At 54.6% G+C, this 24,483-nt stretch carries 20 protein-coding genes; 7 read left to right on the forward strand and 13 right to left on the reverse strand.

Going from position 1 to position 24,483, the window contains the following annotated elements:
- Window positions 1-22: 22 nt before the first annotated feature.
- The gene (locus ELY25_RS12845) at window positions 23-1,384 is read right to left on the reverse strand and encodes an AmpG family muropeptide MFS transporter (protein ID WP_126951671.1); all 1,362 of its coding nucleotides are present in this window, start codon (window positions 1,382-1,384) and stop codon (window positions 23-25) included.
- Window positions 1,385-1,478: 94 nt separating this feature from the next.
- Between ELY25_RS12845 and ELY25_RS12850 the strand changes: the two genes are divergently transcribed.
- Window positions 1,479-1,997 carry an FKBP-type peptidyl-prolyl cis-trans isomerase gene (locus ELY25_RS12850; protein WP_126951672.1) on the forward strand — a complete coding sequence of 173 codons (519 nt, stop codon included), beginning with the start codon at window positions 1,479-1,481 and terminating at the stop codon, window positions 1,995-1,997.
- 603 nt (window positions 1,998-2,600) lie between these two features.
- Here ELY25_RS12850 and ELY25_RS12855 read toward each other — a convergent pair.
- Entirely contained in the window at window positions 2,601-4,337 is a 1,737-nt protein-coding gene (locus ELY25_RS12855) for a proline--tRNA ligase (RefSeq protein WP_126951673.1), read from the reverse strand.
- A 226-nt stretch (window positions 4,338-4,563) separates the two neighbouring features.
- Here ELY25_RS12855 and ELY25_RS12860 point away from each other — a divergent pair, with 226 nt between their 5' ends.
- A complete protein-coding gene (locus tag ELY25_RS12860) occupies window positions 4,564-4,998 on the forward strand; it encodes a hypothetical protein (RefSeq protein WP_126951674.1) in 435 nt (144 codons plus the stop codon).
- Window positions 4,999-5,102: 104 nt separating this feature from the next.
- Here ELY25_RS12860 and ELY25_RS12865 read toward each other — a convergent pair whose 3' ends face one another.
- A complete protein-coding gene (locus ELY25_RS12865) occupies window positions 5,103-6,323 on the reverse strand; it encodes a benzoate/H(+) symporter BenE family transporter (protein ID WP_126951675.1) in 1,221 nt (406 codons plus the stop codon).
- A gap of 232 nt (window positions 6,324-6,555) precedes the next feature.
- Between ELY25_RS12865 and ELY25_RS12870 the strand changes: the two genes are divergently transcribed.
- Window positions 6,556-7,143 carry a helix-turn-helix domain-containing protein gene (locus ELY25_RS12870; protein ID WP_126951676.1) on the forward strand — a complete coding sequence of 196 codons (588 nt, stop codon included), beginning with the start codon at window positions 6,556-6,558 and terminating at the stop codon, window positions 7,141-7,143.
- Here the strand turns inward: ELY25_RS12870 and nfo are convergent.
- Window positions 7,113-7,973, reverse strand: a complete 861-nt coding sequence (nfo, locus tag ELY25_RS12875) for a deoxyribonuclease IV (protein ID WP_126951677.1) — start codon at window positions 7,971-7,973, stop codon at window positions 7,113-7,115. The genes ELY25_RS12870 and nfo overlap by 31 nt on opposite strands.
- Before the next feature lie 8 nt (window positions 7,974-7,981).
- Window positions 7,982-8,752 carry a glycerophosphoryl diester phosphodiesterase gene (locus ELY25_RS12880; protein ID WP_126951678.1) on the reverse strand — a complete coding sequence of 257 codons (771 nt, stop codon included), beginning with the start codon at window positions 8,750-8,752 and terminating at the stop codon, window positions 7,982-7,984.
- A 168-nt stretch (window positions 8,753-8,920) separates the two neighbouring features.
- Here ELY25_RS12880 and ELY25_RS12885 point away from each other — a divergent pair, with 168 nt between their 5' ends.
- From ELY25_RS12885 to ELY25_RS12900, 4 genes are all read left to right on the forward strand, one after another.
- The gene (locus ELY25_RS12885) at window positions 8,921-9,898 is read left to right on the forward strand and encodes an NADPH:quinone reductase (RefSeq protein ID WP_126951679.1); all 978 of its coding nucleotides are present in this window, start codon (window positions 8,921-8,923) and stop codon (window positions 9,896-9,898) included.
- 306 nt (window positions 9,899-10,204) lie between these two features.
- On the forward strand, window positions 10,205-12,067 hold the full coding sequence (locus tag ELY25_RS12890) for an SLC13 family permease (RefSeq protein WP_126951680.1): 1,863 nt from the start codon (window positions 10,205-10,207) through the stop codon (window positions 12,065-12,067).
- A gap of 102 nt (window positions 12,068-12,169) precedes the next feature.
- Window positions 12,170-12,928, forward strand: a complete 759-nt coding sequence (locus ELY25_RS12895; RefSeq protein ID WP_126951681.1) for a DeoR/GlpR family transcriptional regulator — start codon at window positions 12,170-12,172, stop codon at window positions 12,926-12,928.
- A 490-nt stretch (window positions 12,929-13,418) separates the two neighbouring features.
- Window positions 13,419-13,643 carry a hypothetical protein gene (locus ELY25_RS12900; RefSeq protein ID WP_126951682.1) on the forward strand — a complete coding sequence of 75 codons (225 nt, stop codon included), beginning with the start codon at window positions 13,419-13,421 and terminating at the stop codon, window positions 13,641-13,643.
- A 51-nt stretch (window positions 13,644-13,694) separates the two neighbouring features.
- On the opposite strand, the gene ELY25_RS12905 is transcribed toward ELY25_RS12900, so the two are convergent.
- The 8 genes from ELY25_RS12905 to ELY25_RS12940 form a co-directional block, all read right to left on the reverse strand.
- Window positions 13,695-15,335, reverse strand: coding sequence for a glycerol-3-phosphate dehydrogenase/oxidase (locus tag ELY25_RS12905; protein ID WP_126951683.1), 1,641 nt, complete (start codon window positions 15,333-15,335; stop codon window positions 13,695-13,697).
- 235 nt (window positions 15,336-15,570) lie between these two features.
- The gene (locus ELY25_RS12910) at window positions 15,571-17,322 is read right to left on the reverse strand and encodes an ABC transporter substrate-binding protein (protein WP_126951684.1); all 1,752 of its coding nucleotides are present in this window, start codon (window positions 17,320-17,322) and stop codon (window positions 15,571-15,573) included.
- Window positions 17,323-17,391: 69 nt separating this feature from the next.
- Window positions 17,392-17,664: a DUF2160 domain-containing protein gene (locus tag ELY25_RS12915; protein WP_126951685.1), complete on the reverse strand. Its 273-nt coding sequence runs from the start codon at window positions 17,662-17,664 to the stop codon at window positions 17,392-17,394.
- 11 nt (window positions 17,665-17,675) lie between these two features.
- A complete protein-coding gene (locus ELY25_RS12920; RefSeq protein WP_126951686.1) occupies window positions 17,676-18,572 on the reverse strand; it encodes a carbohydrate ABC transporter permease in 897 nt (298 codons plus the stop codon).
- Between the two features lies 1 nt (window position 18,573).
- Window positions 18,574-19,461: a carbohydrate ABC transporter permease gene (locus ELY25_RS12925; protein ID WP_126951687.1), complete on the reverse strand. Its 888-nt coding sequence runs from the start codon at window positions 19,459-19,461 to the stop codon at window positions 18,574-18,576.
- The gene (locus tag ELY25_RS12930) at window positions 19,454-20,554 is read right to left on the reverse strand and encodes an ABC transporter ATP-binding protein (RefSeq protein WP_126951688.1); all 1,101 of its coding nucleotides are present in this window, start codon (window positions 20,552-20,554) and stop codon (window positions 19,454-19,456) included. Before ELY25_RS12930 ends, ELY25_RS12925 begins: the two co-directional genes overlap by 8 nt.
- A complete protein-coding gene (locus tag ELY25_RS12935) occupies window positions 20,547-21,644 on the reverse strand; it encodes an ABC transporter ATP-binding protein (protein ID WP_126951689.1) in 1,098 nt (365 codons plus the stop codon). Before ELY25_RS12935 ends, ELY25_RS12930 begins: the two co-directional genes overlap by 8 nt.
- Before the next feature lie 242 nt (window positions 21,645-21,886).
- Window positions 21,887-24,376 (reverse strand): acyl-CoA dehydrogenase, encoded by a 2,490-nt coding sequence (locus tag ELY25_RS12940; RefSeq protein WP_126951690.1) that lies wholly within the window; start codon window positions 24,374-24,376, stop codon window positions 21,887-21,889.
- Window positions 24,377-24,483 lie beyond the last annotated feature (107 nt).

Consider the following 24,483-nt stretch of genomic DNA (forward strand, 5'->3'; position numbering starts at 1 on the left):
ACTGCGTACTTCCCTCAGCCGCTTAACGCGGCTGAGGAGTAGGCACCAGCTGCTTGTCCTTGCTGATCCAGATGGCCAGAAGTATGGCCGGGAGGCCCAGCAGCGTCGCAATCACAAAGAACGTGGCATAGCCCTGTGCCGCGACGACCAGCCCTCCGAAGCCGCTCAAGAGTTTTCCCGGTAACGTCATTAACGAAGAAAACAGCGCATATTGGGTAGCGGTATAGGCCCGCGATGTCAGGCTGGATAAAAAGGCGATAAATACCGCGCTTGCCAGGCCATTGGCGAGATTATCACCGATGATGGTAATGACCAGCATGGGTACCTGGTTGCCAACCATTGCCAGGACTGCAAACAGCAGATTGGTCAGCATGACAAAGCCTGCGCCAAACACCAGCAGTGGCCCTATGCCATAGCGTGCCACTAAAAGCCCGCCTAAAAGCCCGCCCAGAATACTCATGGCGATACCGAAAATATTGGTAACGCTGGCAATGGTGGCCAGAGAAAAGCCCACATCGATATACAGCGGGTTCGCCATGGATGCCATGGTGAGATCGCTGATTCGGAAAACGGCAATGAACACCAGGATGCCTAACGCTTTAACGCCGTAGCGGCTAAAGAAATCGGTAAACGGGCAGACAATCGCTCCGATTGCCCAGGCGCCAAACCGGCGAAGTATTTTGGGTTTGCCTCGGCTTGCCCGAATAAACGCCCGAACTTTAGGCTCATGAATCAATTGAACGCTCAGTGAGGCGCGCTTGGGCTCAGGACGCAGAAGCACGGTGATAACGCCCACACCGACCAGGGCTGCCATGGTCAGGTAAGCCATATCCCAGGAGGCCGCCGCAGCGATGTATAAAGCGCCTGCGCCGGCAGCCAAAAGCCCACCGCGATAGCCAATGATATAGGTGGAGGCCATCGCTGCCTGGACATCATCATCTGCCGATTCGATGCGGTAAGCATCAATGGCAATATCTTGGGTTGCGGCACCAAACGCCACCAGCAGAGCAAAACCGGCAACTAACCCCAGGTTGCCGAGCGGGTCGGCACCAGCCAGCCCCACCAACCCTGCCGCGATCATTGCCTGAGCCAGAAGCATCCAGCCTCGGCGTTGGCCGAATGCGCGCGTAAGAACTGGCAGGGCAAGGCGATCCACTACAGGTGCCCAGAAAAACTTGATCGAGTACAGGATGCCAATCCAGGAAAAAAAGCCGATGGCGGCCACTTCGACGCCGTCGCTGCGTAGCCAGGCAGAAAGCGTGGAGAACACCAGTAGAAAGGGCAAGCCAGCAGAAAACCCCAAAAACAGCATGGTAATAACGGGCGCGCGAAAATAAATCGCCAGCGCGCCAAGCCAGCTGCGCTGGGGCAAAGGGGTGGGCATGTCGTTCAACTCCAAAAGACGTTGGCTTTGGCCAAGTGGTAAACTGCATCAAACGTTTAGGATAAAGCAGATAGCTTACGCAGAGGAGTTTTCCATGTCGATTACGGCGCACCAGGTCGTCACGCTGCACTATGTGTTGAGCGATATTTTAAGTGACAAAAGCGAGCAGATTCTGGATGACTCGCAGGCGCGTAACAAGCCACTTGAGTACCTGCACGGCCACGACAATATTGTACCGGGCCTGGAGCAGGCATTAGCCGGTTTGAGCGTGGGCGATGAGCTGACAGTGACCCTTGCACCGGAGCAAGCTTATGGCCTGCGCAATGAAGCGCTGGTGCAGGAGGTCGGTCGCGGCTCGTTTGGCAATGCCGAGCTTACCCCCGGTAGCCGCTTTCAAACCGAAGGCGAAGCCGGCCCGCAGATTGTCACCGTGATCGAGGTGGCGGGTGATCGCGTAACGGTGGATACCAACCACCCGCTTGCCGGACGTACGCTAAGTTATCAGGTGCGTATTCTTGACGTGCGCGAAGCGACCCGCGCCGAGCTTGCCAAAGGGCATCCACTGCCGCCGGGTACCGAGCACAGCAAGGTTGAAGATCGCAAGGTGCTGTAATGGAGGGCAGTCAGCACTTAACAAAGCGAAGGTTTATTGAAGTACTTGATAGATAACATTGATCCAGGTCAGCTCTTGCCTTTCATGATCGCGTTAGGATGTTTGCATATCGCAAGGGCAGCAAAACACTCGCAATTGGAGGGTTTTGTTAGATGGAGGGCCTTCGTGATGATCGCCTTATAGTGAGTAGGCTGGTTTATCGCCTGCTGGCTTTGATGTCAGGGGAGGGGGCTTGCGTTAATGCAGTAAGCTTCCTTATTGCCGGCCCACTGGGCCGGTTTTTTTTGTCTAAACGCTTTAATGGTCAGTTTCTAGGTTCTGTCTGAAAAGCCGCGAGCGAAGGCAAGACAAGGCAAAAATCGGCGAAGAAACGGACCGGGCTCGCGTGCGAGTTTACTCGTGTAAATGAGCATTTTGATCGGACTCGCGCACGAGCCGATTTTTAACGCCGTATTGCCGAGCGTAGGCACTTTTCAGACAGGACCTAACGCACTACCTTGAGTATCAGGTAAAGGGGAGTGATGAGTTAAAACCTTTGCTCAAGGCGGGTTTTAAATCCACCACCGTGCCTGTTCAGTTGAAGCACGGCGGTGGACTAACAGCTTACTGCGGTGTATGACTCAGGCTGGCTTTCTCAAGCAGAAAATCAACGATCTGCTCGGCGGGCACCATGGTCGCTTCGCTATCACGGCGGCCTTTGTACTCAAGCTCGCCATTATCCAGGCTGCGGTCACCGATCACCAGACGATGGGGAACGCCCATCAGTTCCAGGTCGGCAAACTTGACGCCAGGACGCGTATCACGATCATCCAGCAACACGTCCAGGCCAGCGGCGGTCAGGGCCTGATACAACCGCTCGGATTCTTCACGTACGCGCTGGGACTTGTGCGCATTCATAGGCACAAGCGCTACCTGGAACGGCGCAATCGCGTTAGACCAGATAATACCGGCGTCGTCGTGGTTCTGCTCAATTGCCGCCGCCACCACACGAGTTATACCGATGCCGTAACAGCCCATCCACGGATGGCTGGTTTTGCCGTTATCGCCCAGAACGCTCGCGTTCATGGCCTCGGAGTATTTCTGGCCAAGCTGGAACACATGGCCCACTTCGATACCACGCTTGATGGAGAGCGTGCCTTTACCGTCCGGCGATGGATCACCTTCGACCACCTTGCGCAAATCGGCTATTTCGGGCAGGGCTACATCACGTTCCCAGTTAATACCGAAGTAGTGCTTACCTTCGATGTTGGCACCGGCGCCAAAATCGCTCATCAGGGCAACGCTGCGGTCAGCAATGATGGGCATATCAAGGTTCACCGGGCCAAGAGAGCCAAATCCAGCGCCAGCTGCCGCACGAATTTCCTCTTCGCTACCCATGGTCAGCGGAGCCGCCACCTGAGGTAGGTTTTCCGCTTTAACCTCGTTCAACTCATGATCGCCGCGCACCAGAAGTGCCACAAGGCCGCCTTCGGCGCCTTGTACAATCAGCGTCTTGACCGTTTTCTCGATAGGCAGGTCAAACTGCTCCACCAGCGCGGCAATAGTCTTGGCGTTAGGCGTATCGACCAGATGCATTTCTTGCGTGGGCGCTTCACGCTGAACGTTGCTACCCAGCGGCGCGGGCAGGGCTTCCGCTTTTTCCATATTGGCCGCGTAGTCAGAGGCGTTCGAGAACACAATGTCGTCTTCGCCTGAGCTTGCCAACACGTGAAACTCATGCGACCCAGTGCCACCGATAGAGCCGTTGTCGGCAATAACCGGGCGGAAGTTGAGACCCAGGCGCGTGAAGATACGCGTGTAGGCGTCGTACATGCTCTGATAGGTCTCTTTCAGTGACGCTTCATCCAGATGGAAGGAGTAAGCATCCTTCATGATAAATTCGCGTGAGCGCATCACGCCAAAGCGCGGGCGGATTTCGTCACGGAACTTGGTCTGGATCTGGTAGAAGTTGACCGGCAGCTGCTTGTAGCTGGCAATCTCTTTACGCACAAGGTCAGTAATCACTTCCTCGTGGGTCGGGCCTACGCAGTAGTCGCGCTCATGGCGGTCCTTCACACGTAGAAGCTCAGGGCCATACTGTTCCCAGCGGCCGGACTCCTGCCAAAGCTCGGCGGGTTGAACGGCCGGCATGAGCACTTCCTGGGCGCCCGCGCGGTTCATTTCTTCACGTACAATGGCTTCCACCTTGCGAAGCGTGCGCAGGCCAAGCGGGAGCCAGGTGTATAGGCCAGACGTCAGGCGCCGGATCATCCCTGCACGCAACATTAACTGGTGGCTGATGACTTCGGCATCGGCCGGGGTTTCTTTTAATGTGGCAATTAATAATTGGCTGGCGCGCATGGGCGAAAACATTCCTTGATGGTAAAAAAGCCGCTGGTTTAACGTTGAATGTGGGCATTGTACGACTTAGCGGGTAACGCGGCAAAATCATGCTGTCACCAGAAGGCCTTTGCACGTCGCCATTTGTGCTAGTATGTGCGGGTTTTTGCGAGCGGTAGCAACGCTGACATTACTAACAGAACACCATTGTCCGCTACCGTTTTCCATGTTTTCCGAGGGAACTTTTATGCAGCAAACTGTACGCCGTTGGCTAACGGGGGCCGTAGTCGGCGCTTCCATCGTTGCTTTGAGTGGTTGCGGTACTCTATTTCACCCAGAGCGAAAAGGGCAGCTTAGCGGCCAGATTGACCCGGTAGTTGCCGTAGCCAACGGTGTAGGGCTTCTGTTTTTTATCGTGCCGGGCGTGATTGCCTACGCGGTCGACTTTTCAAATGGCACTATCTACTTGCCAAGCAATAACAGCGCTTCCATTGATGTACTTCATCTGGATGGTGCGCTGGATGTGGCGTCACTTGAAAAGTTGCTGTCTGATAAAGCGGGCCAGCCGGTCAGCCTTGAAAGCGAGCTGGTAAAGATTGAAGAGATGACCAATCTTGAAGAAGCGTTAGCCATGGTGCGCATGTCGGGCGTGCTGGACGAAGAGCGTCTGGCTACCATGTAGCTTTAAGGCTAGCCAGATTGAGCATGACCCCAGGCGGTGCGAACTTGCCTGGGGTCATGTCGTTTTGGGGCATATCGTTTTTAGAAAGTAGGTCTTTACGCAAACTAAACGCCCTGTTTGGCGGCCGTCAGCTTAAGGGTCACCAAGCCTGCCACCAGCCCCCAGAAAGGCCCGCCGATACCCAGCAGCGTAATTCCCGACCCGGTCAGCAGAAAGGTAACAATGGCTGCATCACGGTGCTGGCTTTCCATAAAAGCACTCGCCAAACCGCCTGCAAGCGTACTGAACAAGGCGATTCCCGCCAGAGAAATCACCAATACGTTAGGCAGCGCATTAAATACGCCGGTTACCGTGGCGCCAAAAATTCCCATAATGATGTAGAAGATACCAGCGGCCATGCCCGCAGTATAGCGGCGGCGCGGGTCGGCGTGGGCGTCTGTTCCCATGCAGACAGCCGCGCTAATCGCGGCCATGTTGAGAGCAAAACCACCGAACGGCGCAAGCAGTAGCGTGGCACCGCCGGTCCAGCCGATCAGTGGCGAACTGTTGGGCTGATAGCCCGCAGCACGCAGTACCGCCACGCCGGGCAGGTTTTGAGTGGCCATAGTAATCACAAATAATGGAATACCCACGCCGATTAGCGTGGCCAATGAGAACGAGGGTGTCATGAACACCGGTGTCGTGGGGGCAAGCGGAATGCCCTGTAAAACGATTTGACCCTGAAGGAGCGCCACGCCCAATCCGGTTAACAGCACGCCGGGTACGGCAAGCGTTGGCCATAGGCGTCGGCCAGCTACCCAGGCGGCCAGCATCACAAGCGGCAACAGCCACTGACTTTCCATCACTTCAAACAGCTCCAGCCCGAAACGCAGCAGAATACCGGCCAGCATGGCGGCGGCAATGGCGCTTGGAATATAGCGCATGAGGCGTTCAAAGAGCCCGGTAAGACCGCACAAGGTGATGAGCAGGGCAGAAAAAAGGAACGCGCCAATGGCTTCATCAAGGGGAATGCCCGGAAGGCTGGTGGCAAGAAACACAGCGCCAGGCGTTGACCATGCGGTAAGCAGCGGCATACGGTAGCGCAGCGAAAGCCCAAACGAGGTTACCCCCATGCCGATCCCCAGCGCCCAGAGCCACGAACTGATTTGCGCCGCGGAAGCACCGCTGGCCGCCGCTGCCTGAAAAATGATCGCCGCGGAGCTTGTATAGCCGATGGTAACGGCTACAAACCCAGCTGTGACGGTAGAAAGGCTGACGTCCTTCCAGAACGCCGCCTGTCTGGCAGGTGACTGAACTGGGTTTTCAGTAGAATGATTGACGGCCATACCGCTCTCCTTGGCAGTGCCTGAGTTATCATGTGCGCTATAGCGCACAGATGGCACACTACCATCGTGCGTAATAGCGCACAATAAGTCGTTGAGCGTAGTTTGCTGTAAAGTAGCGTGTTGTAAATCAGTTACTGTTGATTAGTACGGTTCATATTCTGCTGGCAGAAAAGACGCGGCCTGCAGACATTGAAGCTGGATAAAACAGCATGCCAGGTTCCAAGGAGACATTATGCCTGCACAACCGCCGGCCATTGCCGAACACATCGCCAGCACCGTCAGATGCCTGCGCAAAGAAAGGAGCTGGAGCCTTGACCGAGCGGCAGTCGAAACCGGGGTAAGCAAAGCCATGCTGGGCCAGATCGAACGCGGCGAATCAAGCCCCACGGTGTCCACGCTTTGGAAGATTGCCAGCGGTTTTCGGGTGTCGTTTTCCACCCTGTTCGATAGCCAGAAGCCCGAGCTTGGTGAATTGCGTCGCGATAGTTGGGAGTCGGTGTGGGGGGATGACGCCGCGGGTATGCAGGCTCGGCTGCTGTTTCCCTATGACCCGCTGCTGGGTTTTGAAATGTTCATGATTGAGCTGGCGCCTGGCGCGATCAGTGAATCGTCACCCCATGCCGAGGGAGTAGTGGAGCACATTGTGGTGGTTGAGGGCGAGATGGAGCTGCGCATTGATGAGCGTTGGCAGACGCTTAAAGCGGGCGAGGGGCTGCGCTTTTTTGCTGATCGGCCCCACGCCATGCGTAATAACACGACGACACGCTTACGCTTTCACGATGTGATTCACTATTTACCCGGTGCCGCCTCTGACGCCTGAGCGCGCAGCCAACTGATTTCGTCACGCCAGATGTCAGGCTCAACGGTCTCCAGAATCAACGGAATGCCGCTGATCCGCGCATCCTGCATGATGGCGGTAAACGCGGGTAGACCAATATTGCCCTGACCCAAGCTGTGATGGCGATCCACCCGGCTGGCGAAGGCGCTTTTGGCATCGTTTAAATGCATGCCGCGAAGGTACTCAAACCCTACCACGCTACCCAGTTCATCCAGGGTTGCCTGAGTAGCCTCAGTGGTGCGCAAATCATAGCCTGCGGCGAAGGCGTGGCAGGTATCAATGCACACACCTATGCGTGACTTTTCATCAACATGGCGAATGATTTCCGCCAGATGTTCAAAACGCCAGCCAAGGTTAGTGCCCTGGCCTGCAGTATTTTCAATCACTGCGGTAACGCCACGTGTTTGGCTAAGCGCTTCATTAACCGATTCCGCGATACGCTTTAAGCAGTCGCCTTCACTTATTTTGTTGAGATGGCTGCCAGGGTGAAAGTTGAGCAGGGTCAGGCCAAGCTGCTCGCAGCGCTGCATTTCGTCTAAAAAGGCGGCGCGGGATTTCGTAAGCCCTTCCGTTTCAGGGTGACCCAAGTTAATCAGGTAGCTGTCGTGAGGAAGAATCTGTTCTGGCTTGAAGCCATGTTGTCGACAGGCCGCTTTAAAATTTTTAATCGATTTGTCAGTCAGGGGCTTACCCTGCCACTGACGCTGATTCTTGGTAAATAGCGCAAATGCATCCGCGCCAATATCAACCGCTCGCTGCACAGCCTGATCCGCACCGCCAGCGGCACTGACGTGTGCTCCTACATACTTCATTGCAATCCTTAATGGGTGGCCAAACGCTGATTATCCAGGAAGCGTTGAAAAATAGCAGGCTCGTCGGTAATGGCGCTAGCGATACCCCATGCCCAGCGGCTGTTAAAAGCGCCCGGGTCGTTGGCGGTGTAGCAGAGCAGTTGATACCCCGCTTCATGCATGGCATCGGCCTGTGGGCGCTTCAGGCGCGGCCAGTGGGGGTGAATACTGAAGGCATCTACAGCCTCGCACTGAGCGCGCCAGTCTTTTGGCGTACTGCCAAACAGTACGCCAAGCGCCAGCTCTTCTTTGGGGGCAAACGTCCGGCAGCGATGGAGGGCGGCTGGGTCGAAGGAGGAGATAATCAACCGCTCAGCCGGTAGGGCATCCAGTACCTCAGGCATCACGCGGTTAACCAGTGTGATTGAGTCGCGCCCTTTATTGACCTTGATTTCCAGATTGACGCCCATTTCCAGCTCGTTAAGCAGGGCGAGCATGGCTTCCAGGCTAGCCATTTTTTCGCCTGCAAAAACATCGCTAAACCAACTGCCAGCATCCAGTGATTGCACTTGCGCCCAGGTGAGCTTGTCGAGCCCACCGCGGCCGTCTGAGCAGCGTGCTACATCCGCATCATGCCAAATCACCGGCGTACCGTCGCCGAGTAGCTGAACATCCAGTTCAACCCACTGGGCCCCGGCTTCGTGGGCTGCACGAACAGCGGCCAGGGTATTTTCAGGGGCAGCAGCTGAGTAGCCGCGGTGGGCAATCAGGGAAGGCAACGCGATAGCAGGGTGGGTCATGGACAGTCCAGAAAGCTTTCACCAATGAAATTTTCCTGAGTTTAGCATGGGTGTATGACACCGGTGTGGCATAGTGTTCTCCATGTAAAACGAGTAGCTTGATTTCTTTGCCATGAAGCGGTTGGATAGCACGCGTGAAACTCAACTAATAAAGTACAAGGAGTGTGTATGTCTCAGCGTATCCAGTTTGCCCAGACCGGCGGTTCAGAGGTGCTTGAGCTGGTCACCACTACCGCCGATGAACCGGCAGCCGGGGAAGTACGTATTGCCAATAAGGCCGTTGGGCTTAATTTTATTGATATCTATTTCCGCACCGGCCTTTATCCGGCGCCTGCCTTGCCCTCTGGCCTAGGTACGGAAGGTGCGGGCGTGGTCGACGCTGTGGGCGAAAATGTCACCCACCTGAGCGTGGGCGACCGGGTAGCTTACGCCCAGGGCCCCTTGGGTGCTTACGCAGAGCACCACGTCCTGCCTGCTGCCAAAGTGGTCAAGCTGCCCGACTTTATTGATTTTGAAACGGCCGCTGCCAGCATGCTCAAAGGCTTGACCGTGCAGTACCTGCTGCGCCAGACCTATGAGCTCAAAGGCGGCGAAACCATTTTGTTTCATGCCGCGGCGGGTGGGGTTGGATCTATCGCCTGCCAGTGGGCAAAAGCGCTAGGCGTGAAGCTGATTGGCACGGTCAGTTCACAGGAGAAAGCGGACCTTGCAATGCAAAACGGTGCTTGGGCGACGATCAACTATACCGAAGAAGATGTGGCTGAGCGGGTACGCGAACTGACCAACGGCGAAATGTGCGATGTGGTGTACGACTCCGTGGGCAAGGATACCTGGGAGGTATCGTTGAACTGCCTGAAACCGCGCGCGCTCATGGTAAGCTTTGGTAACGCCTCGGGCCCGGTGGACGGCGTGAACATCGGTATTCTTAACCAGAAGGGTTCGCTGTTTGTTACCCGCCCAAGCCTCAACGGCTACGCCGACACGCGAGAGCGGTTGGAAATGATGTGCGAAGAATTTTTTGGCATGATCGAAAGCGGCAAGATCAAGATTGATGTTGCCAACCGCTATCCGCTGGCTGATGCCGGCAAGGCGCAGGACGCTCTACAGAGCCGTAAAACAACGGGGTCGACCGTATTGCTTCCCTGATCCTTAGCGCTTTCAGCCCAAGCCGCCCTGATGTGGCTTGGGCTGTTTTTGTCTAGGGTCTTGTAGTTATCAGCGCTGCGTCTATAACAGGTAACGCTGAGCCTACCTGAACCGAAGCCCGCTCTAAAAAACGTCCAGCGTCTCTGCCTGGATAAATTCAACGTTGGCATCTGCATACCCTATACGTTTGTATAGATATCGTCTAATGTGTGGAGGTTTAATGCACGGTTAATCTGTGGGATTGACCAAGTCGATAGAGCTGCAAGAACATCTGATATGTCAGGTGGCTCAGGGAGTTTATTAAGCATGGAGATGGATACTGTCGGCTTGGCGCCCAGTACATTGATATTTATTGTGCTCGGCCTGACACTACTGGCGTTTATCTGGGGGCGCTTTCGTTATGATCTGGTAGCGTTGACGGCGCTTTTAGCGTCGGTAATGCTTGGCCTGGTACCGGCGGAAGCTGCATTTGCCGGGTTTGGCCACCCGGCCGTCATTACCGTTGCTGCCGTGCTTGTGCTAAGCCGTGGGTTTGAGCGTTCCGGCGTGGTAGATGTCATTGCTAATCAAGTACTCAAGGTGGGGGAGCGTCTGGTCTTACAGCTTCTCGTCCTGGTTGGCACGGTAGTGGTGCTCTCGGGCGTCATGAACAACGTCGGGGCGCTCGCGCTGCTACTACCGGTGGCTATGCGCCTGGCTCGAGAACACAATACTTCACCTTCCTTGCTGTTGATGCCTCTGGCATTTGGGTCATTACTGGGTGGCTTGACTACGCTGATCGGCACGCCACCCAACATCATTATTTCCAGTTACCGGGGTAGCATCACCGGTGAAAATTTTGGCATGTTCAGCTTCTCGCCGGTAGGGGTTGCCGTTGCAGCTGCAGGTCTTGTTTTTATCATATTAATTGGCTGGCGCTTGACGCCCAGGCGTAACAGTCAAGCGTCTACCGAGGGCATGTTTGATACTGCCAATTATCTGGTTGAGTTAAAGGTAACCGAAGACTCTAAAGCCAATGGTCTGACGCTGCCTCAACTGCGCGATGAGCTTGAAGAAGCCATTCCTGTGCTGGCGGTGGTTCGCGATGATAACCGCCGGGCGGGCTACTCGTTTCACGGTATCCTGCAGGAGGGCGATATTCTACTGCTTGAAGCCGGGCCGGATGAGTTGAAACTACTGGAAGACAAGGTGGGGTTGAGCGCTATCGCTGAACCCGAAGCTGACAGAATAGAGAACGAAAACGCTACCTCCGAAAATAACACGGAGGAGAAGCCGGAAGAAGACACGGAAACGCGTCAGCCTATTGATACCGAAGGATTGCAGTTGATTGAAGCTGTCGTGCGTAATGATTCGATGATGAACAATCGCAGCGTCAAGCAACTGCGTCTAAACCAGCAGTTTGGCTTGCATCTGGTAGCGGTGGCCCGGGACGGCAGCCGTCTTAAACAGCGTTTGCGTGATATCCGCTTTCAAACCGGTGATGTTCTGCTTCTGCAGGGGAGTGAGAAAGAGATAAGTGACAGCCTCTCAACATTAGGCTGTCTGCCTCTGGCCAATCGCGAACTGCATCTAGGGAAGCCTCGCAAACTTGTCATGTCCGTCGGGATTTTTGCCTTGGCCATTTTGGCAATGATGTTCGATTTACTGCCAGCGGCGGTCGCAATGAGCACGGCGGCGCTGGTGTCACTGCTGATAGGCGTACTCCCGCTGCGCGACGGTTATCAGGCCATTGATGGTCCTGTCATTGTCCTGCTGGCGGCCATGCTTCCCGTTGGCGAGGCACTGGAAACCAGTGGTGGTGCGGAAATCGTTGCCGATGCACTGCTCACCTTCGGCGCCGAATGGCCTATTTTTATCTCGTTGATCGGCTTGTTCATTCTTACCATGCTGCTATCCAACGTCGTGAATAACGCTGCCGCCGCCTTGTTAATGGCACCCATTGCCGCAAGTCTTGCCCAAGGGTTTAAAGTGTCCTTGGATCCTTTTTTGATGATTGTGGCGGTCAGCGCATCGTGTGCTTTTTTAACCCCTATTGGCCACCAGTCGAATACGCTGGTGCTGGGTCCTGGCGGATACCGTTTTGGTGACTACTGGAAACTGGGCTTGCCGCTTTCCATTGTTGTTTTGGTAGTCGCCTTGCCGGTTATTCTTTTGGTATGGCCGCTATAAGCAAGTGGGTACTGATCAGGTGAAGGCTCGAAACTATCAGATTTCGAAAATCTTGATACCCTGTTACGCTTAGCGACAAACAAAAGTGAACAGGCCGGGCCTATGAATCAACAATACCGTCAGGACGCGATTGTCGAGCTGGTACGCCAGCACGGTTACATGAGTATCGAGCAGCTGACTGAACATTTTGCGGTAACGCCGCAAACCATTCGGCGCGATTTGAATACTCTGGCAGACGAGGGCCGTGTACGGCGAGTGCATGGCGGTGTGGGTATTGAGTCGAGTACGGTCAATACTGCCTATAGCACGCGTAAAACGTTGCACCTGGAAGAAAAGGAGCGCATTGCGCATTGCCTGGCGCAGCACATTCCCAACCACTCCTCGCTGTTTATTAATATTGGTACCAGCAACGAAGTCATCGCCCAGGCGCTACTCGAGCATCAGGGGTTGGAAATCATTACCAATAATCTAAACGTCGCGGCCATTTTGCAGCACAAAGAAGACTTTAACGTGATTATTGCCGGCGGCCAGGTGCGCTCCCGGGACGGTGGTATCATTGGTGAGGCGACCATTGATTTCATTAACCAGTTCAAGGTTGACTACGGCATTATTGGTATTAGCGGGATCGATGAAGACGGTTCGCTGCTGGAGTTTGACTATCAGGAAGTGCGCGTGGCGCAAGCCATTATTGCCAACTCCCGGCGGGTCTATCTAGCTGCGGATTACTCCAAATTTCATCGCAACCCGGTGGTGCGCCAGGGCAACCTTGCCCAGCTTGACGCGCTGTTTACTGACCGTAAGCCCCCTGAGCCTATCCAACAGTTACTCTTGCAGCACGGGGTAGCGCTGCATGTCGCTTGATTATCAGCTAAATCCTAATATTATTTAAGGGATCGAGGGTGGCCAAGGCTTTGCGCGGCCTTTTAATGATTCAAACAGCTCATATTCAGCTATTTAGTCGCCGGCACACCCGCTTATGCGCCTTTCACTATTCCTAGTCAGCTGTAGGCCTTTAACACGTTAAGCCGCCAAGGGCAGGTGATGTAGTCATGCTACAACCTGCCATGCGGCCAATGATGCATTGTGGGTTTTGCTGCGGTGAAGCATAGTCAATTCATGGATCAGCGAGTGGCTTGCTACCCCAGGTTACTTATCTGCTCCCTGCTACACAGCATAGCGCTTCAGTATTACCCATGCGCTAGAGGCGAAGGTCTTGTAACGCTTGTGACCGTTTCGCAGTTACCGAACTGGGCACTTATCCGGCTCAGCATGCGTAGCAACGTCACCATAAGACGCCTGCCGGCAAGCGGGTCATGTCGGTAGCGGATGACCATACCATGAGGTACTGACCATGAACTGCATTGAACTCAGCCAACAGGCCGACCAGATTGCCAGTACGTTCAGCAAGCAAGACCTGGCCAAGCTGGTGTTAGCCCTAAAAAATAACCGGGAGTCGCTTCAACACGCTGTAGAGGTTATCGATACGCTCGACAGCCGCTCAGGCTGTACACTGGAAGAAGCCTGGGATGAAGTCTTGACCGGCGATTCGCAGCTGCAAATCATCAGCGAAGAGTAAAACAATGAGCCCCCTCATTTACCTGAGGGGGCTTCTTTATCAGAGGGCAAATCAAACTTCGGCGGCAGTTTCAGAAAGTCGCGTATTCGTGTGTCGATCAAAATAAGCCGCAAACCGCGCATCAGCCTGGTCACCAAAAAGAACGCGGCATGCCTCCTTCAAACCCTCTGAATGGCGCAGCTGCTCATGGTGCACGACCAGCGATATCTTCGCCCGACGCCGCAAAAAATCCTCAAGCTCGGTGATCATTTCATGATCGCGGGCGTGTTCAAGCTCCACGCGGATATACTCGGTTTCTTCAATCAACAGCTCGGCCTGACGCGAGTCGGCTTCGATCTTCTCCAGCATGGCAAACGCCTTGTCTGCATAGCGTCGCCAGAGGCGAGTGGAAAGCAGCTCGGAAGACGTTTCAGGCGTTAGTGCATCCAGCTTGATGCGCTTTGCCTGGGCCATGAACTGTTGCTTGACGCTCTCTGCGGGTTCGCCGTACCAGTGAAAGTCCACTTTGGGCAGCGTTACGCCCAGCTCAGTCAGCGCATCGGCAATTTCATTGCCCACGTTGACGCAGTCAGTCAGCTTGCCACCAAAGATGCTGATATGCGCAGTGTCACGGTTGGTGTCCACCACGTGCTTACGAGACATCTGAAAAAAGTCGCGGTCGCTGCCCTGGTCTGCTTCTACGGCGAGCGGGCGAACGCCGCAGCGCGTGGAAATGATATCGGCAGGAGTCAGCGGCTTTTCAAGCGTCAGGCGCGCGTTGATGTTGTCCAGCACAAAGCGAATATCCTCATCAGTCACCACGGCGTCCGGGTTATCCATGTGGGTGTCTGTGGTACCAATGCAGGTACGATTGCCCATGGGGATGACGAAAAACAGTCGGCCATCATCGGCAAAAAATGCCAGCACCCGCTTGGATGCCGTCAACTGCGGCACGATCAGGTGAATACCCTTGGAGTAGAGATGCTGATGCGACGTCTGCTCGCCGGTCAAGCTGTTATGTTGATCGACCCACGGTCCTGCTGCATTGATGAGTACCTTGGCGCGTATCTCAAACGTATTGCCATTAGTTGTGTCTCGCGCGTTGGTCACCCATACGCCGTCTTGACGTTCAGCACCCAGGGATTCGACATAGTTGGCGGCAGTGGCGCCGTAATCGAGCGCGTGACGGATAAAATTGAATACGAATCGCGCATCGTTATCGTGCAGGTAGGCGTCCGAATACTCGAACCCGCCCACCGCTTTACTGACATCGATGATCGATTCTTCCTGCTTGATGTTCGTTGGCGAAAGCAGGCGCGGGCGTTTGGTAAATCCGTTGCCCATTAACCAGTAGAGCCATGTACCTGCCCACAGGTAGTGGGGTGAATGCCTAAACCCCTTGGTAATGGTAGTGAGAAAGCGAATTTCCTGAACGGTAGAAGGGTAGCTCTTGATCAGGTGATTTCGACTCTTGCATAGCTTACGCACCAGGCCAAAATCATTGCTCTCCATGTATTTGATGCCACCCCACACCAGGTTGGAGGAGTGCATGCTGGTGCTGCCGGCAAAGTCGCCACGGTCAATCAGGGCGACCTTGGCTCCCTTGCCAGCCAGGGCAGCGGCGCTTGCTGCACCATTGATACCGCCTCCAATCACCAGCGCGTCAAAGGTGGTGCTCGTTAATTGACTCACGTTTTGTTCGCGCAGCGTCATGGTGGCCTCTTCAGATGATCAGGTAAGCGTAACAAGCCGGGCAACATTGATTTTCATTTATGAAAGAATATGTGATCGTTTATGAACTTTCAAGTTTGAAAGTGAACATTTGAGGATCATAAAAGCCAGCTTCATGATGGAACCTGTCAATGAATGTTGTTTTACACTCGACGCTTACTTGTCGATTTGTGGCGGGTGCAGGGCGGTTTGCCCGCCCTGCAAGCGTTGCGTGTGGTTACTCTTGACGTGAGCCGGCTTCCATCCAGGCTTCCATCATTTCTTCGTAAGGAACAGTAGTGCCCTGGGGCATTTCATTGTCCAGCTTGGGTTTCGGGGCGCCTTCACGGTCTAGCCAGACTTGGGGATCTTCCTCCTCGTTGAGTACAGGTGCGTAGCTATCGAAAACATTGGCACGCGCCAGGCGGTTCATGGTGTTGTCCAGTTCCGCTGCCAGCTTGTCCAGGCCTTCCTGGGGTGAGACTTCACCGCTCATTACCGGTGCCAGGTTTTGCCACCAGAGCGGTGCCATGCGCGGATAGTCAGGTACGTTGGTTCCGGTGGGTGTCCAGTTGGACTCGTTGGGGCTGCGGTAGAATTCCACCAGGCCACCCAGCTTGGGTGCCATTTCGCTCATCTGTTCGGAGAAGATGTCAGACTCGCGAATGGGCGTTAAACCGTGCATGAGCTTTTCAAGCGATACTGTTTTTGCCACGGTAAACTGGGCAAAAAGCCAGGCAGCTGTGCGGCGGTCTTCAGGCGTTGAGTCGAAGAAAGTCCATGCCCCGACGTCCTGGTAGCCTACTTTCATGCCCTCTTCCCAGTATGGGCCAGTGGGAGAAGGTGCCATACGCCATAGTGGATTGCCTTCGTCATCGGTCACCGCCACTGCCGGGTCGACCATGTCGGCCGTAAAGGTGGTGTACCAGAATATCTGCTGAGCAATATGCCCCTGCGCGGGTACCGGCCCTGCTTCACCAAAGGTCATGCCCTGAGCTTCGGGTGGGGCGAAATCGCGTAGCCAATCGACCGCTTTTTGCATCGCAAATACCGATGCTGGCGAGTTGGTAGCGCCGCCGCGACTGACGCTGGCGCCTACCGGCTGACTATCTTCATTGACGCGAATACCCCAATCGTCCACCGGGTTGCCTGAAGGTATGCCAGGGCTGCCCATACCTGCCATGGAGAGCCAGGAATCGTGGAAGCGCCAGCCCAGTGACGGGTCGCGGCGGCCGTAGTCCATATGGCCGTATACCTTGACGCCATCGATTTCACCCACGTGTTCTGAGAAAAACTCGGCAATGTCTTCGTAGGCGGTCCAGTTGGTGGGCACTCCCAGGTCGTAGTCGTAAATTTCCCGGAACTGCTCCTGCAGATCCTCGCGCTGGAACCAGTCATGGCGGAACCAGTAGAGGTTGGCGAACTGCTGGGTGGGCAGTTGGAACAAACTGCCGTCCGGCCCGGTGCCATACTGCAAACCAATGAAATCGTCTAAATCCAGCGTGGGCAGAGTGTAATCAGCCCACTCATTCTCCATCGCTTCAGTCAGATTGACCGTAGTGCCATAACGAATGTGCGTACCGATGGAGTCGGTATCGTTCACAAAGCCATCGTAGATGCTGTTACCTGACTGCATCTGGTTTTGCATGGTGTCCACCACATCGCCCTCACCAATGATGTTGTGGGTCACGTTGATACCGGTCAGTTCTTGAAAGACTTCTGCCAGAACCTCACTTTCATATACGTGGGTCGTGAGGCCTTCGGCTACGGTCTGAATATCCATACCCCGGAAAGGCTCTGAGGCGTTGGCAAACCACATCAGCTCCTCGATCTGCTCTTCACGACTTAGCGTTGAGTTTTGAAAGTGCTCATCGACCAGTCGCTCGGCGAGGGCGCGGGCGTCGTTTTCCTGAGCTGACAGCGTGCCCGATGCTAGCAGCAGGCTGGCGGCGAGAGTGGTCAGTCTGAATTTATTGTAATGCTTTTGCATGGTGACCTCGTTTTGTTGTGTTCTTCCCTGATGGCTTGGCCGTCCCTGATACCGATTAAACGCTGGCGGCTAGCCCCAGCGCATTAATATCAACAGCCATATGGCTGATACCGCTAGTGCAATCCAGATGGATAATGAGGTGAAGCCAATCACACCCAGGTGGATAAACGCAGCCGAGAGCAGACCGATGAACAGCCTGTCCCCGCGCGTGGTGGAAATGGGTAAAAACCCTTTGCGCTCAATGGTGGGCGACAGGATTTCCCATATCGTCATCCCTGCCAGCATGGCCGCAATGGATGAAAAGAATATGGCGGTGGGCATGGTCCATACCATCCAGGACATGGCGAGTCTCCTCAGGTACGGCCCAGGGCAAAGCCCTTGGCGATATGGTTACGAACGAAGTAGACGACCAATATGCCGGGGATAATGGTGAGAACCCCGGCGGCGGCCAGGGTGCCCCAGTCAATTCCGGAGGCGGTAGAGGTGCGCGTCATGATCATGCCGATAGGCTGGGCGTTAGTGGCAGTCAGCGTACGGGCCAGCAGAAGCTCCACCCAGGAGAACATGAATAGAAAGAACAGCGTGACGCCGATACCTGAACGAATCATGGGGATGAAAATCTTAATGAAAAAGCGCGGAAAGCTGTAGCCATCAATATATGCCGTTTCATCAATCTCCTTGGGCACGCTACTCATGAAACCCTCAAGAATCCAGATCGCCAGCGGGATATTGAACAGACAGTGGGCCAGTGCCACGGCGATATGGGTATCGAACAGGCCTACCGAGTAGTAAAGCTGGAAGTAGGGCAGCAAAAATACCGCAGGCGGGGCCATCAGGTTGGTCAGCAGCCAGAAAAACAGATGCTTGTCGCCAATAAAGGTGAAGCGGCTGAAGGCGTAAGCAGCCGGCAGGGCCACACAGATGGTGATGAGCATGTTCATCACCACGTAAAGCATCGAGTTGATGTAGCCCATGTACCAACTTGAATTGGTAAAGATGCCGATATAGTTATCGAAGGTCAGGTTTTGTGGCCACAGCGTCATTGAGCCGAGAATTTCGCTATTGGTCTGTAGCGACATATTGATCAGCCAGTAGATGGGCAAAATCATCAATATCAAGTAGAGGCCGAGCAGGAAATTCGCACGCCAGCGCGAGCGAGCAGTTCGGTTACGCCGCTGAGCGGGGGACACCTTGCTGAAAACCGTCTTGTACTTTTCTCCGCGCTGGGTGTTTTCGAGTCGATAGCTCATGCTAGGCACCTCCGTGCGGGGGCTTATCTTTCTGCATATGCATGATGGTGGTATAGAACACCCAGCTCACCAGCAGAATGACTAGAAAATAGATCAGCGAGAACGCCGCCGAAGGGCCTAGGTCCTGCTGCCCGACCGCCATGGTCGTCAGTGATTGGCTCAGAAAGGTAGTAGCGCTGCCCGGCCCGCCGCCGGTCAATACGAAGGGCTCGGCATAGATCATGAACGAGTGCATGAAGCGCAGCAGGACGGCAATCACCAGCACGTTGGTCAGCTTGGGCAGCTGGATATAGCGGAACACGGCCCATTTGGATGCGCGGTCAATGCGCGCAGCCTGGTAGTAGGCTTCAGGAATCGAGCGCAGGCCACTGTAGCAGAGCATCGCGACCAGCGGCGTCCAGTGCCAGACGTCCATCAGAACGATCGTCACCCAGGCATCGCCTGCATTGCGGGTGATGTTGTAGTCAACGCCCAGCTCGCGCAGGCCCCAGCCCATCAGGCCGATATCTCCCCGGGTAAAGATTTGCCAGATACTGCCTACTACGTTCCAGGGGATGAGCAGTGGTAGGGTAATCAAAATCAGTACCGCTGAGGCCTGCCAGCCGCGTTTGGGCATGATCAGCGCAATGCCGATTCCCAATGGAATTTGAATGGCGAGAATAATCAGCGAGAAGGAAATCTGGCGAAGAAATGCTGCCTGCAGAGCATTGTCATTGAGCATGCTTTCAAACCACTCGGTGCCGGTAAAAAATCTCGCGTTGGGGCCAAGTACGTCCTGCACCGAGTAGTTGACCACGGTCATCAGCGGGATGATGGCGGAAAACGCTACCAGTACCAGCATGGGAAGCACCAGAAGCCAAGCTCGGTTATTGGGTACCTTGTTATTCATGGTCCGCCTCCACCAGATATTCATCGATATACAGCGCAACATGGGCATTATCGAAGTGCGCAAACGCCGTTTCACCGACCGGCGGATGGCCTTCAGGCAGGCGTGCCTTGAAAGGCTGTCCGTTGAGCATAAAGGTCAGCAGCGAATGAGTGCCAAGATCCTGCAAGTTGGCCACTTCGATGGGTATGCTTTCGGTCGTCTGGTGAGAGCTGATAGTGATAAATTCGGGGCGGATACCCAACTTGATATTGCTGGCGTTCGCGCTTGCTATAGCGCGCTTGAGCGGCGTGCTAACCGGTAGGGGCTGTGAGCCGAACATTACCTGATCGCCTTGATATTCTACCGCCATGAAGTTCATGCCAGGACTGCCAATAAAGTAGCCTACAAAGGTATGCGTGGGACGTTCAAACAGCTCTCGTGGGGTGCCAAATTGAACCACTTGCCCCTCGTACATCACGGCAATTTTATCCGCGAAAGTAGAGGCTTCGAGCTGGTCGTGGGTCACGTAGATCATGGTGATGTTGAAGCGCTCGTGAATTTCCTTGAGCTTGCGGCGCAGCTTCCACTTCAACTGCGGGTCGATCACGGTCAGCGGCTCATCAAACAGGATGGCTGTAACATCATCGCGTACCAGCCCGCGCCCCATGGAGACCTTCTGCTTCTCATCGGCCGTCAGGTTCTTGGCTTTACGTTTTAACAGCAGGGTAAGATCAAGAATCTCGGCGACTTCGAGCACTTTGGGTGTCACACGGTACTCGGGAGTGTTCATGTTGCGCAGCGGAAAGGCGAGGTTATCGAACACCGTCATGGTGTCGTAGATCACTGGGAACTGGAACACCTGGGCAATATTGCGCTCTTCTGGGGGGAGCTCATTTACCCGCTGGCCATCAAACAGCACCTCACCTTCAGAGGGTTCAAGCAACCCTGAAATGATATTAAGCAGCGTCGACTTGCCACATCCCGATGGCCCCAACAGCGCGTAGGCGCCACCCTGGTGCCATATATGATCCATCTGCCGAATGGCGTAGTCCGCTGCATGGGTAGGCGTTTTTTCATAGGAATGTGCAAGGCCTTTAAGGGTAATTTCAGCCATGGGCAACCCCTCTCTGACGCGCAGGGATATGAACCGTATGACCCTGTTTGTTGAAGGCGTAAAGTTGATGGGTAGGGAAGTAAACTTTCAGTGGCTCATTGACGCTGAACGGGTGGATACCTGCCAGATGCAGTACCAGTGGGAAGCGCTCGTGGTGAACATGCAGAAAGGTTTCGGAACCGCTTATTTCAGCAACGTCCACATGTACATCTAACGTCAGATCATCAGCCCGTTGTGGCACCAAGGTGAGGTGTGACGCGCGCACGCCAAAATCGTAGTCGCCCGGCTCAAGGCGTTTGAGATTATCGTCGCAGGGAAAATGCAGCGTTTGATCAAAGGTAATTTCGGTATCGGTAAGCTGACCGGGCACAATATTGATGGGGGGCTCAGAAAACATCTCGGCACTGAAGCGAGTGTTGGGTTCTCGATAGACCTGCTCGGTAGGGCCGTACTGGAGCAGCCTGCCCTCGTGCAGCACCGCCGTGTTGCCACCCAGCGCCAGCGCCTCGTTGGGTTCGGTTGTGGCGTATACCGCAATGCAGTTGCGCGCCTTGAACAGTTCGCGCAGCTCGTCACGTAGCTCTTCACGAAGCTTGTAGTCGAGATTGACCAGCGGCTCATCGAAAAGGATTAGATCGGCATCCTTGACTAGCGCGCGTCCCATGGCGGTGCGCTGTTGCTGGCCGCCGGAAAGCTCCTGAGGATAGCGGTTAAGCAGGTGCTCGATGTGCAGCATTTCGGCTATTTCGCCCACTCGTTTATCAATTTCGCTTTTAGGATGTTTAGCAAGCCTGAGCGGAGAAGCAATATTGTCGTAAACGGTAAGGCTGGGGTAGTTGATAAACTGCTGATACACCATAGAGACATTGCGCTTGCGCACGGAGACGTGGGTCACGTCTTTGCCATCCAGAATGATTTTGCCTTGAGAAGGGGGCTCGAGCCCCGCCATCAGGCGCATCAGGGTAGTTTTACCTGCGAGCGTACGGCCCAAGAGCACATTGAAGGAGCCCGGCTCAAGAACCAGGTCTATTCCACTGATATGCGCCACATCGTTAACGATGTGATCAATCTTTTGTAAATGTAAGGACATGCCGATCTCGCAAGCGTCATTGTTATTGGAATGATCATTCGATCGTGCGTGCTGTTGAAAATCGATTAAACGACGTTTGTTATAAGGTTTTTAACTTTCGTTTTCGAAAGGCTAGTTGACCGTTTACGAACTCGCAACGCGTTTTTGGTTAATGGAGATACGCTTTTAGGCGTAGATAAAGATTAAAAAAAACCGGCTCCATGATGGAGCCGGTTGATGGCCGTTACTTTAACACTCAATGTTTATTTGGCGCTTTCCGTCAGCTCTTGGTGAACGGGTGAGGCTTGTTTAGCATTATGGTCAATAAGGGTGTCCTTATTGCTGGCAAACGCGTCGTAGGCAAAATCATCCACCGTTAACATCTCAAGCACCCGGGTTTCGAATTCACGCATGAAAACGGTTTCTTCTTCGCTGATCAACCCTTTTTCAAAGGCGGCTTCTACCCGCGCTTCAGGATGAAGGGCGGTTTGTGGCAGCTCACCCTTCGCATAGGCTTTGTTAACCGTGCGATAGATGACCTCTGCGCGGTCGTAATCCACTAAAAGCGCGTTATAGCGGGCAAGCGGATTGGGTTGCTCGCCGTCGTCGGTATCCCAGGTGTTGTAAAGCAGCTTGGTGCGCAGCGCGCTGTGGGTAGACACTCGCTTGGCGATATCCCGCGCCAGGTCATCGTGAGGTTTGTCCCAGCGGCGGCCCGTGGGCATCACTACCGCGTTTAGCACTTTGCCTAGTGCCCGGTTCGGCAGGTTGTCAAAAATTTCCACAAACGCCTGTTCAGCACGGTGCAGCAGGAAGCGACAGCTGTAGTGAAGCAAGGCGTCTTCGCCTTCCACCTTTTCACTCGTCTGCCACTGTTTGAGTACCATGGAGGCCAGGTAAAGGTTGGAAAGCACGTCACCTAGACGGGCGGACAGCATTTCGCGCTTTTTCAGTGCAGAGCCAAGGCTTGCCATGGCGGCATCCGCACACAGGCCAAACCCCGCAGAAAGCCGTGCAATATCCTGCGCGTAGGCGGCAGCCGGGGCGTCAAACGGAACGCTTTCCTTGCCAAAACCCAGGCCCATGGTGAAAGCACGCGCCGCGTTGCCGAAAATAAGCCCGGCATGACTGAAAAATGCCTTATCAAACGCCTTGATATCATTGGCATCTTTCGCGGCCAATTCATCAAGCACATAAGGGTGGCAGCGAATGGCACCCTGACCAAAGATCATCAGGTTGCGGGTCATGATATTGGCACCTTCCACGGTAATTGCCACCGGGTTAGCGCTATAGCCAATGCCCAGATAATTACGTGGGCCAAGCGTCACGGCCTTGCCGCCATGTACATCCATGGCATCGCTTAGCAATACGCGCTGGAACTCAGTCAGCTGGCTTTTCAGGATGGCAGAGGGCACGGCAGGCCTTTCGCCATGATCAATCAGGTTGGCTGTTTGATAGACCGTCGCCTGGGAGATATACGCCAAGGAGGCCATGCGCGCCAGCGGTTCTTGAACACCTTCCATTTCCGCGACCGGCACATTGAACTGGCGACGTACGCGAGTGAAACCACCGCTCCAGCCCAGTGCATAGCGTGCGGTGCCGGTAGCGCCTGACGGTAGGGTAATGCAGCGCCCGATGGAGAGGCACTCCACCAGCATGCGCCAGCCCTGACCAATCATGTCCTGCCCGCCAATAATCGTATCCAGTGGAACAAAGACATCGACCCCTTTAACCGGGCCATTCATGAAGGGGCTGCCGATCGGATGGTGGCGACGGCCAATTTCCATGCCGTCGGTATCGCGGGGAATCAGCGCCAGGGTAATGCCGCGGTCTTCTTCTTCACCAAGGAGCTTGTCCGGGTCGAACAGGCGGAAGGCAAGGCCTACCACTGTGGCAATCGGTGCCAGAGTGATCCAGCGCTTCTCAAAGGTCAGGCGAACGCCAAGTGTTTCCTTGCCACCCATTACCTGCTTGCATACCACGCCGGTATCAGGGAGGGAGGTAGCATCTGAACCAGCGCGGGGGCCCGTCAGACCAAAACAGGGAATTTCACGGCCATCGGCCAAGCGTGGCAGATAGTGATCCTTTTGCTCTTGAGTGCCGTATTTAAGCAGCAGCTCGCCTGGACCCAGCGAGTTGGGTACACCAACGGTTACCATCAGCGTTTCATTGGCCGAAAGTTTTTGCAGTACCATGGATTGCGCTTTTGCTGAGAACCCAAGACCGCCATACTCCTTGGGAATAATCATCCCAAAGAACCCTTCTTTTTTCAGGTAATCCCACAGCTGCTGGGGCAGGTCGGCACGCTCGTAAGTGATATCCCAAGCATTGCACATGCCGGCGGCCTTGGCGCACTGGTTGTCCAGAAAGGCTTGCTCGTCTTCCGTTAGCCCTTCATCTTTATAGTTGAGAAGTTTGTTCCACTGAGGTTTGCCGGAAAACAGCTCGCCATCCCAGGAGACGCTACCGGCTTCAAGTGCGGTGCGCTCTGTTGCAGATACCTTAGGCGCTACTTTCTTGAAGATGTTGAAAATGCGTGGCGTAAGCCACTGGCGACGAAAAGCTGGCAGGCCGGTCACTGCAACGGCAATAGCGGCCAGCAACAATACAAAGCCGATAAACGGGGCATCAAACAGCAGGCCGACCAAGCCTAATACGCCTAGTAAGGTTAAAGCGGATACCGCACCGGCTTCGCGGCGCATGATAATCAGCAGTCCGACCACGGTAAGAACAATCAGTAGTAGGGTGAGCATAGAACGTCTCCATGTATTATTAGGCGCTGTCCGATAACTTTCTGTGTTCAGTCTAGCGTAAAAAACGGTGGCTCTGATGCGTAACGCATTCACCGAGTTAACAACTG

The organism is Vreelandella populi, from assembly GCF_003989825.1.
GTDB classification, from domain to species: Bacteria; Pseudomonadota; Gammaproteobacteria; order Pseudomonadales; family Halomonadaceae; genus Vreelandella; species Vreelandella populi.

Bases quoted from the DNA above. Each gene is read 5' to 3' on its own strand.
- ELY25_RS12905 (WP_126951683.1), bottom strand. From the start codon at position 15,335: ATGACGCTGCGCGAACAAAACGTGAGTCAATTAACGAGCACCACCTTT.
- ELY25_RS12870 (WP_126951676.1), top strand. From the start codon at position 6,556: ATGCCTGCACAACCGCCGGCCATTGCCGAACACATCGCCAGCACCGTC.
- ELY25_RS12935 (WP_126951689.1), bottom strand. From the start codon at position 21,644: ATGTCCTTACATTTACAAAAGATTGATCACATCGTTAACGATGTGGCG.
- ELY25_RS12900 (WP_126951682.1), top strand. From the start codon at position 13,419: ATGAACTGCATTGAACTCAGCCAACAGGCCGACCAGATTGCCAGTACG.
- ELY25_RS12880 (WP_126951678.1), bottom strand. From the start codon at position 8,752: ATGACCCACCCTGCTATCGCGTTGCCTTCCCTGATTGCCCACCGCGGC.
- ELY25_RS12845 (WP_126951671.1), bottom strand. From the start codon at position 1,384: ATGCCCACCCCTTTGCCCCAGCGCAGCTGGCTTGGCGCGCTGGCGATT.
- ELY25_RS12915 (WP_126951685.1), bottom strand. From the start codon at position 17,664: ATGTCCTGGATGGTATGGACCATGCCCACCGCCATATTCTTTTCATCC.
- ELY25_RS12920 (WP_126951686.1), bottom strand. From the start codon at position 18,572: ATGAGCTATCGACTCGAAAACACCCAGCGCGGAGAAAAGTACAAGACG.
- ELY25_RS12860 (WP_126951674.1), top strand. From the start codon at position 4,564: ATGCAGCAAACTGTACGCCGTTGGCTAACGGGGGCCGTAGTCGGCGCT.
- ELY25_RS12865 (WP_126951675.1), bottom strand. From the start codon at position 6,323: ATGGCCGTCAATCATTCTACTGAAAACCCAGTTCAGTCACCTGCCAGA.
- ELY25_RS12925 (WP_126951687.1), bottom strand. From the start codon at position 19,461: ATGAATAACAAGGTACCCAATAACCGAGCTTGGCTTCTGGTGCTTCCC.
- ELY25_RS12930 (WP_126951688.1), bottom strand. From the start codon at position 20,554: ATGGCTGAAATTACCCTTAAAGGCCTTGCACATTCCTATGAAAAAACG.
- ELY25_RS12885 (WP_126951679.1), top strand. From the start codon at position 8,921: ATGTCTCAGCGTATCCAGTTTGCCCAGACCGGCGGTTCAGAGGTGCTT.
- ELY25_RS12855 (WP_126951673.1), bottom strand. From the start codon at position 4,337: ATGCGCGCCAGCCAATTATTAATTGCCACATTAAAAGAAACCCCGGCC.
- ELY25_RS12895 (WP_126951681.1), top strand. From the start codon at position 12,170: ATGAATCAACAATACCGTCAGGACGCGATTGTCGAGCTGGTACGCCAG.
- ELY25_RS12850 (WP_126951672.1), top strand. From the start codon at position 1,479: ATGTCGATTACGGCGCACCAGGTCGTCACGCTGCACTATGTGTTGAGC.
- nfo (WP_126951677.1), bottom strand. From the start codon at position 7,973: ATGAAGTATGTAGGAGCACACGTCAGTGCCGCTGGCGGTGCGGATCAG.
- ELY25_RS12890 (WP_126951680.1), top strand. From the start codon at position 10,205: ATGGAGATGGATACTGTCGGCTTGGCGCCCAGTACATTGATATTTATT.
- ELY25_RS12940 (WP_126951690.1), bottom strand. From the start codon at position 24,376: ATGCTCACCCTACTACTGATTGTTCTTACCGTGGTCGGACTGCTGATT.
- ELY25_RS12910 (WP_126951684.1), bottom strand. From the start codon at position 17,322: ATGCAAAAGCATTACAATAAATTCAGACTGACCACTCTCGCCGCCAGC.